The organism is Sphingomonas sp. Leaf30, from assembly GCF_001422525.1.
Classification (GTDB): Bacteria; Pseudomonadota; Alphaproteobacteria; order Sphingomonadales; family Sphingomonadaceae; genus Sphingomonas; species Sphingomonas aerolata.
On record NZ_LMKZ01000022.1, the window covers coordinates 75,718 to 85,280 of the forward strand.

General features: G+C 66.4%; 8 protein-coding genes. 7 read left to right on the forward strand and 1 reads right to left on the reverse strand.

The window, feature by feature from the left end; translation table 11 throughout:
- The first annotated feature begins 170 nt into the window (after positions 1 to 170).
- Positions 171 to 563 carry a preprotein translocase subunit SecG gene (secG, locus tag ASE89_RS19370; protein ID WP_056681294.1) on the forward strand — a complete coding sequence of 131 codons (393 nt, stop codon included), beginning with the start codon at positions 171 to 173 and terminating at the stop codon, positions 561 to 563.
- Between the two features lie 84 nt (positions 564 to 647).
- Positions 648 to 2,282, forward strand: a complete 1,635-nt coding sequence (locus ASE89_RS19375; RefSeq protein ID WP_031395051.1) for a CTP synthase — start codon at positions 648 to 650, stop codon at positions 2,280 to 2,282.
- A 381-nt stretch (positions 2,283 to 2,663) separates the two neighbouring features.
- Here the strand turns inward: ASE89_RS19375 and ASE89_RS19380 are convergent, their stop codons facing one another.
- Entirely contained in the window at positions 2,664 to 3,128 is a 465-nt protein-coding gene (locus tag ASE89_RS19380; protein ID WP_056681297.1) for an Hsp20 family protein, read from the reverse strand.
- Positions 3,129 to 3,370: 242 nt separating this feature from the next.
- On the opposite strand from ASE89_RS19380, the gene ASE89_RS19385 reads away from it, so the two are divergent.
- From ASE89_RS19385 to ASE89_RS19405, 5 genes are all read left to right on the forward strand, one after another.
- Entirely contained in the window at positions 3,371 to 5,833 is a 2,463-nt protein-coding gene (locus tag ASE89_RS19385) for a TonB-dependent receptor (RefSeq protein WP_056681300.1), read from the forward strand.
- A 477-nt stretch (positions 5,834 to 6,310) separates the two neighbouring features.
- Positions 6,311 to 7,561, forward strand: a complete 1,251-nt coding sequence (locus tag ASE89_RS19390; RefSeq protein ID WP_031396032.1) for a lipoprotein-releasing ABC transporter permease subunit — start codon at positions 6,311 to 6,313, stop codon at positions 7,559 to 7,561.
- Positions 7,554 to 8,267: an ABC transporter ATP-binding protein gene (locus ASE89_RS19395; RefSeq protein WP_042467156.1), complete on the forward strand. Its 714-nt coding sequence runs from the start codon at positions 7,554 to 7,556 to the stop codon at positions 8,265 to 8,267. The genes ASE89_RS19390 and ASE89_RS19395 overlap by 8 nt, the downstream gene beginning before the upstream one ends.
- Positions 8,264 to 8,860: a GNAT family N-acetyltransferase gene (locus ASE89_RS19400; RefSeq protein ID WP_056681303.1), complete on the forward strand. Its 597-nt coding sequence runs from the start codon at positions 8,264 to 8,266 to the stop codon at positions 8,858 to 8,860. The genes ASE89_RS19395 and ASE89_RS19400 overlap by 4 nt, the downstream gene beginning before the upstream one ends.
- On the forward strand, positions 8,857 to 9,333 hold the full coding sequence (locus ASE89_RS19405) for a glutathione peroxidase (RefSeq protein ID WP_056681305.1): 477 nt from the start codon (positions 8,857 to 8,859) through the stop codon (positions 9,331 to 9,333). Before ASE89_RS19400 ends, ASE89_RS19405 begins: the two co-directional genes overlap by 4 nt.
- Positions 9,334 to 9,563 lie beyond the last annotated feature (230 nt).

Consider the following 9,563-nt stretch of genomic DNA (forward strand, 5'->3'; position numbering starts at 1 on the left):
TCTACGTCCCGTTAAGGAACGTCATTACGCTGTCACAACGCCCGCCCGCACGGCTTGTTTCCGTGTGTTTCGGTGTCGCGTGCGATATCCGGAGCCCGGGATACGGTTGATCGTTGCCGCCGGCTCGCCTATGTGCGCGGCTTCGTAAAAGTTCCGGGGTTTTCCGCGCAATGTTCGCCTTCCTGCTTGTCATCCACGCGATCATCGCGGCCGCCCTCGTCACCGTGATCCTCATGCAGCGGTCGGAAGGCGGCGGTCTGGGCATGGGCGGCAGTCCCTCGGGGCTGATGTCGGCCCGCGGCGCCGCCGATTTCCTGACGCGCGCAACCGGCGTGCTCGGGACGATGTTCTTGCTGTGCTCGATCCTGCTCGCGATCCTCGCGGCGAATCACCGCAGCACCGACATCGACACGTCGCTCGCCCGCACGCCCGCCGCCGCCGCCACCGCGGTTCCGACCGCCGAGCCCAAGGGCGATGCGGCACCCTTCGCCGGTGGTGCAGAGAATGCCGGCGCCGCCGCACCGGCGCCTGCCGACAATGGCGCGGTCCCGCTCGCCCGCTAAACACTCCATTCGCCGACAAAAGCGCCCTGCGTGATCCGCGGGCGCTTGTCGTTCGTCCCCAACACACGCTACGAGACTCTTCCCATGGCTCGGTACATTTTCATCACCGGGGGCGTGGTATCGTCGCTCGGTAAAGGTCTCATGGCGGCATCGCTTGCCGCCCTCCTCCAGGCACGCGGCTACAGCGTCAGGATCCGGAAGTTCGATCCGTATCTGAACGTCGATCCCGGCACGATGTCGCCCTATCAGCACGGCGAGGTCTATGTGACCGACGACGGGGCCGAGACCGATCTCGACCTCGGTCACTATGAACGCTTCACCGGCGTGCCCTCGCGCCAGTCGGACAACGTCACCTCCGGCCGCATCTATCAGCAGATCATCGCCCGCGAACGCCGCGGCGACTATCTCGGCGCGACGGTGCAGGTCATCCCGCACGTCACCGACGCGATCAAGGCGTTCGCGCGGGCCGAGACCGACGATGTCGACTTCGTGCTCTGCGAGATCGGCGGCACCGTCGGCGACATCGAATCGCTCCCCTTCATCGAGGCGATTCGCCAGCTGAAGAACGAGGAAGGGCGCGGCAAGGCGATCAGCATCCACGTGACTTTGGTCCCCTACATCGCCGCCGCGGGCGAGCTGAAGACCAAGCCGACCCAGCATTCGGTCCGCGAACTCGCCGCACTCGGCGTCCAGCCCGACGTGCTCGTCTGCCGCTGCGAACACCCGCTGCCGCCGTCGGAGCGCGCGAAGATCGCCTTGTTCTGCAACGTCCCCGCCAGCGCGGTCATCCCCGCGCTCGACGCGAAGAGTATCTATGCGGTGCCGCTCCAGTATCACGGCGAGGGCCTCGATATCGAGGTGCTGCGCGCGTTCGGGATCGAACCCGCCGCCGCGCCCGACCTGTCGCGCTGGACCGAGATCATGGACCGGCTGACCAATCCGCAGGGCGAGGTCACGATCGGCGTGGTCGGCAAATATGTCGGGCTGCAGGACGCCTACAAGTCGCTCAACGAGGCGCTGGTCCATGGCGGCATCGCCAACCGCGTCAAGGTCAACGTCCGCTGGATCGACGCCGAGCTGTTCGAGAACGCCGAGAGCGACATCGCCGGCCAGCTCGAGCCCTGCGACGCGATCCTCGTCCCCGGTGCGTTCGGCGAACGCGGCGCGGAGGGCAAGATCGCCTCGGTCAAGTTCGCGCGCGAACGCAAGATCCCCTATTTCGGGATCTGCTTCGGGATGCAGATGGCCTGCGTCGAGGGCGCGCGCGGTCTCGGCGGCGTGCCCGACGCCTCGTCGACCGAATTCGGCCCGACCGACAAGCCGGTGGTCGGCATGATCACCGAATGGATGGGCCGCGAGGGTCTCGAGACGCGCGCGGCCGAGGGCGATCTCGGCGGCACGATGCGGCTCGGCGCCTATGACGCCAAGCTCGACGGCAACAGCGTCGTCGCGGCGATCTATGGCGGCACCGACATCTCGGAACGCCATCGTCACCGCTACGAGGTGAATACGGGCTACAAGGACGTGCTCGAACAGGGCGGTCTGGTCTTCTCCGGCATGTCGCCCGACGGCACGCTCCCCGAGATCGTCGAGCGTCCCGACCATCCCTGGTTCGTCGGCGTCCAGTTCCACCCCGAACTGAAAAGCAAACCCTTCGACCCGCACCCCCTGTTCGCCAGCTTCATCGAAGCCGCGGTCAAACAGAGCCGCCTCGTCTGACCCGACCGGGCGCCCCCAGGGGCGCCCGCAAGGGCGAAATATCGATCACGCGAAGGCGCAAAGGCGCAAAGGGCCCCAAACCCCGGCGCCACCCCAAAATCTTAGCGCCTTCGCGCCTTCGCGCGAACAAAAACCCCCTCCGCACAGTCCGAACAGAAGAAGTGGTTCACGCGGAGACGCGAAGGCGCGGAGAGAAATCGTGGCCTACCGCAGTCGGCCTCACTCCGGTTCGCGCAGGAATTCATGAGGGCCGCGACGCGGCCAGGAAAATCTCCGCGCCTCCGCGCCTCCGCGCGAACAAATTCTTCCAACTCCGAACCCCAGGCACAAAAAAGGCGCCCGGACCCATGGATCCGGACGCCCCACAGCGCTGACCAGAAATCAGGCAGCCTGATCGACAGCAACCGTATCGACCACAGCCAGCGGCGCGCCGGTCTTGATCGGGATGCTCTTCGGCTTCATCGCCTCGGGCACCTCGCGGACCAGGTCGATCACCAGCAGCCCGTCGTTCAGCCGCGCATCCTCCACCAGCACGAAGTCCGCCAGCTCGAACCGCCGCTCGAACGAGCGGTTGGCGATGCCGACATGGAGCAGCTGGCCCTCGGGCGCGCGCTCCTCCTTCTTGCCCGCGACCAGCAGCAGGTTCTGCTGCGCGGTGATCGCGATCTCGTCGCGCGAGAAGCCGGCGATCGCCAGCGTGATGCGGTAACGGTCCTGCGCGATCCGCTCCAGGTTGAACGGCGGGTAATTGTCGGACGTCGCGCCGCGCGCGTTCGTCTCGATCATGTCGAACAGCCGGTCGAACCCGACGGTCGAACGGCGATAGGGGGTAAGGTCGAGTCGCATGGTCAAATCCTCGTCTTGAGCAATCCAACATCAGCCCTGGCCCGCCTGTGCGCGGCCCGGGCACACGGCCCATCAGGCGCCGTGCGGCAGTGATCTGGTCACCCCGTAAAAACCTTCAAGATCGCCCCGCCAAGATTTTTTAAAGGCCCTCGATAGCGCAGCTTTGCCCCCGCAAAGCCGTTCCCGATTGAACTCCCACCAAATCAATGGACTTTTAGCGCCAAGGTTCAAGGGAGACGATCATGGCCCATATTTTCGCGATGCTGGTCGCCGCACAGGCGGCCGCATCACCGCTGCCGGCACCCGCCGATCAGGCCGCACCCGCGCCGCAGGACGCGCAGCGCGACACCGGCCGGCTCGGCGCGGCACAGCAGGGCGGGGGAGACATCGTCGTCACCGCGCGCCGCCGCGCCGAGACTATCCAGAGCGTGCCGATCGCGATGTCGGTGATCGGCGGCCAGGCGATCGCCGACACCGGCGCGTACAACGTCAACCGCATCACGCAGCTTCAGCCGACGCTGCAATTCTACTCGACCAACCCGCGCAACTCCGCCGCGAACATCCGCGGGCTCGGCGCGCCGTTCGGCCTCACCAACGACGGCATCGAACAGGGCGTCGGCATCTATGTAGACCAGGTCTATTACAGCCGCATCGCGTCGGCGACGTTCGACTTCACCGATACCGAACGGATCGAGATCCTGCGCGGGCCGCAGGGCACGCTCTACGGCAAGAACACCACCGCGGGCGCGATCAACATCTACACGCGCAAGCCCAGCTTCACCCCCGAGGCGCGGATCGAGCTCACCACCGGCAATCTCCGCTTCGTCCAGGCCAAAGCGTCGGTGTCGGGCCCGCTGGTCGACGACCGGCTCGCGATCCGGCTGTCCTCGTCGATCACCCGGCGCGACGGCACGATCCGCAATCTCCGCACCGGCAAGGACGTCAACGCGCAGGACAATCAGAGCCTGCGCGGCCAGCTCTTCTGGCACGCGACCGGCAATCTCGATCTCACGCTGTCGGGCGACTATAATCACCAGAACCCCGATTGTTGCGCGCAGATCTTCGCACGCGTCGGCACCACGCAGCGGCCCGTGTCGCGGCAATATGACGCGCTCGCCGCCGCGCTCAACTACACCCCGCCGTCGCGCGACGCGTTCGACCGCGTGACCGATCTCGACACCCCGCTGCGCGCGCGGCAGGAACTTGGCGGCGCCGCATTGCTCGCCGAATGGGATCTCGGCCCCGTGTCGCTGACCTCGGTCTCCGCATGGCGCATCTGGGACTGGAAGCCGTCGAACGACCGCGACTTCATCGGCCTGCCGATCACGTCGGTCTCGGCCAATCCCTCGCAGCAGGAGCAGGTCAGCCAGGAGGTCCGCCTCTCGTCGAACGGCCGCAACACCGTCGATTACGTCGCCGGGCTGTTCTACTTCCACCAGACGATCGACACGCAGGGGTTGCAGGTCCAGGGCGCCGCCGCCAGCCGCTACCTGCTCAACCCGACCAGCGCGAACGCGTCCAACCCCGCGGTGCTCGACGGCCTGACCGCGACCAACACGATCGGCTTCAAGAACACGTCGGCTGCCGGATTCGGCAAGGTGACGTGGCACATCGCCGACAATCTGTCCTTTGCCCCCGGCCTCCGCGTCAATTACGACAGGAAGACCGGTTCCTATGTCTCGGTCGTGACGACAGGGGCGGGGGCGGTGCTAAACTGCTCGACGACCGCGCAGGCGGCCAGCTCGGTGACCCGCGACCGGTGCAGCACGCTCGCGCCCCAGGTCTACACCCCCGCCTTCGACGACTGGAACGTGTCGGGCGACGCGACGCTCGCCTATGACGTCGCCCAGGACATCCACGCCTATGCGACCTATGCGCGCAGCTACAAATCGGGCGGCATCAACCTGTCGGGGCTCCCGCTCGACGGCGCGAACAACCCGATCCTCGCCTCCGCGACGGTCAAGCCCGAGACGGTCAACCATTACGAACTCGGCCTCAAGACCCAGTTCCTCGACCGCCGCGTGACGCTCAACCTCGCGGGCTTCTGGACCGAGATCAACGATTACCAGGCGACCGTCACCAACGGCCAGCTGGGCGTGCTGCGCGGCTATCTGGCGAATGCGGGCAAGGTGCGGACGCGCGGGTTCGAATTCGACTCGGCGTTCCGCCCGACCGCGCGCTTCAACCTCTACGTCAACGGCGCCTATACCGACGCCAAATATGTCCGCTTCGTCGATGCGCCATGCCCGCCCGAGCTGTCGGGCGGCACCACCGCGACTGCGGGCCAGAGCCCAAGCCCGGCAGGGACCCCGGGCGGGATCAGCCCCGCAAACTGCGACATTTCGGGCCAGCGCCTGCCGGGCATCTCGAAATGGGCCTTCTCCTACGGCGCGGAATATGACCTGCCCGCGCGGATCGGCGGTCTCGATGGCCAGGTGTATCTGGGCTATGACGGCAGCTACCGCTCGACCTTCTCGTCCAACCCGTCCGCCTCGGCCTATACCGACATCAAGGGCTATGCGCTCGGCAATGTCCGACTGGGGTTCCGCGGCGAGGACCGGCTGAACGTCTTCGGCTGGGTCCGCAACGTCTTCGCCAAGGATTATTACGAATTGCTCGCGCTGCAATCGGGCAGCACGGGGCTGGTCGTCGGCCAGCCGGGCGATCCGCGGACTTACGGCGTCACGATCTCGCGCTCGTTCTGATACGGTTCACAAACGCTGCTCTACTCTATCTGCTATAAAGAGAGATCCGGGCGAAGGGTGAGAATTGGAAGCTCCCACTCTTCGTCCGGTGCCTGTTGCACTTCGGGGGTTCCGGGAGCGACGAATAGTGTATTCGTTGTAAGGAAAATGGCCCGGACAAGCAAACGCCCGGACCGTTTCCGATCCGGGCGCCTGCGTGACGATCGCTCGTCAGCCCCCATTTTGTCGCTTCCGCTCTGCACCTTCGGTGCGGCGTCAAAGCATTCCCCGAACCACGGCCGTTGCCTGTGTCTCAGCGAGGTTTTTGCTAAGTAATTGCGTGGTGTTTGTCACCCTGTTTGCGGGGCGCGCCACACGATTGGCAGGGGGCTGTGTCGAATCCGCAACAGACCAATCCAGACGCGGCATGGTTGCCTCGCGCGGGGCCGCGTCCTAGAGCCGATGGACATCTCTTCTAACGATCGAACCCCCGCACCCATGATCCTGTCACGCTATGAACGGATGATCGCCCGGCGCTATCTGCTGCCAGGCAAGGGCGAGGCGTTCATCTTCCTCGTCGCCTCGATCAGCCTCGTCGCCGTCATGCTCGGCGTCGCCGCGCTCGTCATCGTGATGAGCGTGATGAACGGCTTCCGTGCCGAGCTGTTCGACAAGATCGTCGGGCTCAACGGCCATGCGGTGGTCCAGCCGCTCGGCGGCCGGATGCCCGACTGGCGCGAGATCGTCGCACAGGCGCGCGCCACCCCCGGCGTGACCAGCGCGGTACCGCTGATCGAACAGCCGCTCGCCGCCACCTATAACGGCCGCGCGGAGGCGGTGCTGGTCCGCGGCATGCGCGTCGACGACATCCGCCGCAACTCGACGATCCAGGACAAGGTGCTGATGGGGTCGCTCCAGTCGATCACGCAAGGGTCCGGCCGGATCGCGATCGGCTCGCGGCTCGCCGAGTCGCTCGGCGCGCAGGTCGGCTCGGACATCTCGCTGTTCAGCCCGCAGGGTCAGACCACGCCGTTCGGCACCGTCCCCCGCATCGTCAGCTACAAGGTCGGCGCGATCTTCGAGATCGGCGTCTACGACTATGACAAGGCGTATATTATCATGCCGATCGAGGATGCGCAGACGCTCCTCCTGATGGGCGACGCGGCGGGCATGGTCGAGCTGAAGACCGTCGATGCGGACAAGGTCGGCGAGATCCTGCGGCCGCTCGCCGAGAAGATCGGCGGCCGCGCGGTCATCCAGGACTGGCGGACGATGAACGCGCAGCTGTTCGAGGCCTTGGCGGTCGAGCGCGTCGCGATGTTCACCGTGCTGTCGATCATCATCCTTGTCGCGGTATTCAACATCCTGTCCTCGCTGATCATGCTGGTCCGCGCCAAGACGCGCGACATCGCGATCCTGCGGACGATGGGCGCGACGCGCGGCGGGCTGATGCGGATCTTCATCGTCGTCGGCACGACGATCGGCGCGCTCGGCACGCTCGCCGGGCTCGGGCTCGGCTTCGTCTTCCTGTTCTACCGGCAGGGCGTCGTGAACTTCGTCCAGCTCGTGACGGGGCAGAATCTCTGGGATCCCTCGATCCGCTATCTGACCGAACTCCCGTCGAAGACCGATCCGGTCGAGATCATCGTGATCGCGCTGATGGCGCTGATCTTCAGCTTCCTCGCGACGCTCTATCCGGCCTGGAAGGCGGCGAGTACCGACCCCGTGCAGGTGCTGCGTTATGAATAATGGCCTTCCGATCGAGCGGCGCAGCGCGCAGGCGTACGACTATGTCCTGCAGACCAGCGGCCTGACCAAAAGCTTCACGCAGGGCGGCGCGACGATCGACGTGCTGCGCGGCATCGACCTCGGAATCGCGCCGGGCGAGATCGTCGCGCTGCTCGGCCCGTCGGGCTCGGGCAAGTCGACGCTGCTCCAGGCGGTCGGGCTGCTGGAAGGTGGCTTCCAGGGATCGATCAAGATCGCCGGTACCGAGGCGTCGAAGCTCAACGCGCATGAGCGCACCGTGGTACGCCGCGACAGCCTCGGCTTCGTCTATCAGTTCCACCACCTCCTCCCCGATTTCAACGCGACCGAGAATGTCGTCCTGCCGCAGCTCGTCCACGGCGCGACGCGCGCACAGGCGGATGCGCGCGCGGCCGAACTCCTGACCCAGCTCGGGCTCGGCCACCGCCTCACGCACCGCCCCAGCCAGCTCTCGGGCGGCGAGCAGCAGCGTGTCGCGGTCGCGCGCGCGCTCGCCAACAAGCCCGCGCTCGTGCTGGCGGACGAGCCGACCGGCAATCTCGACGAACATACCGCCGACATCGTCTTTGCCGAATTCGTCCGGCTGGTCCGCGAACAGGGCACCGCGGCGCTGGTCGCGACCCACAACGAACGCCTCGCCGCGCGGATGGACCGCGTGTTCCGGCTGCACGAGGGCCGGCTGGCTTGAGCTGGGACGCGACACCGACGCTCGTTGGGCGTCACGTCACGCTCCGCCCGCTGGTCGCGGAGGACAAGGACGCGCTGGTCGCCGCCGCGTCGGCGGACGGCCTTTGGGACCTGTTCTACGCCAATGTCGCGCTGATGAAGGCGCCCGACCGCTGGCTCGCGGCGGCGTTCGAGCAGCAGGATTTTGGCCGCGCGCGGGTCTTCGCGGTGGTGGTGGACGGCATCGTCCGCGGCAGCACCCGCTTCATGCGGATGAGCGCGGCCAACCGGCGGCTCGAGATCGGCGGCACCTTCTACGCCACCGCGGTCCAGCGCACCGGCGTCAATACCGAGGCCAAGCGGATGCTGCTGACCCATGCGTTCGACACGCTCGGCTGCGAATGCGTCCAGATCCGCACCGACAGCCTCAACAAACGCTCACAGGCCGCGATCGAGCGGCTCGGCGCGAAACGCGACGGCGTGCTGCGCGGGCATCAGGTGATGGCGGACGGCCGCTTGCGCGACACCATCGTCTACAGCATCCTTCGCCACGAATGGCCGGGCGTCCGTCAGAACCTGACCTACCTGCTCGCCCGACACGAGGACCGCGCATGACCATCACCGACTTCACCGTGAAGGCCGCCAACGGCACCCCCGCGTCGCTCGCAGCCTATGCCGGCAAGGTGCTGCTGATCGTCAACACCGCCTCCAAATGCGGCTTCACCCCGCAATATGAGGGGCTCGAGGCGCTCCACCGCGACTATGCCGACCGTGGGTTCGAGGTGCTGGCCTTCCCCTGCAACCAGTTCGGCGCGCAGGAACCCGGCGACGCGGCGGAGATCGCGAACTTCTGCACGCTCACCTACGACGTGACCTTCCCCGTCTTTGCGAAAGTCGACGTCAACGGCGGCGAGGCCGACCCGCTGTTCGACCGCCTGAAATCGGACGCCCCCGGCGTCCTCGGCTCGAAGGCGATCAAATGGAACTTCACCAAGTTCCTGATCGACCGCGCGGGGAAAGTGGTCGACCGCTACGCCCCCACCACCAAACCCGCCGACATCCGCACCGACATCGAAAACCTGCTCTAGCGCGCCCTTCCTACCACCCCGGCGAAGGCCGGGGCCCAGTTGGAAAGGTCCCAGTAACGAAGCGCAGACCTCAGTCAGCAACGTCCCCCACCTGGCCCCCGGCCTCCGCCGGGGTGGTATTTGTAGGCAGCACCGTCACCAAAAGACTGTTCCCCCGCAAAGGCAGAGACCCAGCCCGGACTCCCACCTCCTTTCCTACCACCCCGGCGAAGGCCGGGGCCCAGTTGGAA

Coding starts and splice junctions, on each gene's coding strand:
- secG (WP_056681294.1), top strand. CDS start 171: ATGTTCGCCTTCCTGCTTGTCATCCACGCGATCATCGCGGCCGCCCTC.
- ASE89_RS19390 (WP_031396032.1), top strand. CDS start 6,311: ATGATCCTGTCACGCTATGAACGGATGATCGCCCGGCGCTATCTGCTG.
- ASE89_RS19375 (WP_031395051.1), top strand. CDS start 648: ATGGCTCGGTACATTTTCATCACCGGGGGCGTGGTATCGTCGCTCGGT.
- ASE89_RS19385 (WP_056681300.1), top strand. CDS start 3,371: ATGGCCCATATTTTCGCGATGCTGGTCGCCGCACAGGCGGCCGCATCA.
- ASE89_RS19405 (WP_056681305.1), top strand. CDS start 8,857: ATGACCATCACCGACTTCACCGTGAAGGCCGCCAACGGCACCCCCGCG.
- ASE89_RS19395 (WP_042467156.1), top strand. CDS start 7,554: ATGAATAATGGCCTTCCGATCGAGCGGCGCAGCGCGCAGGCGTACGAC.
- ASE89_RS19380 (WP_056681297.1), bottom strand. CDS start 3,128: ATGCGACTCGACCTTACCCCCTATCGCCGTTCGACCGTCGGGTTCGAC.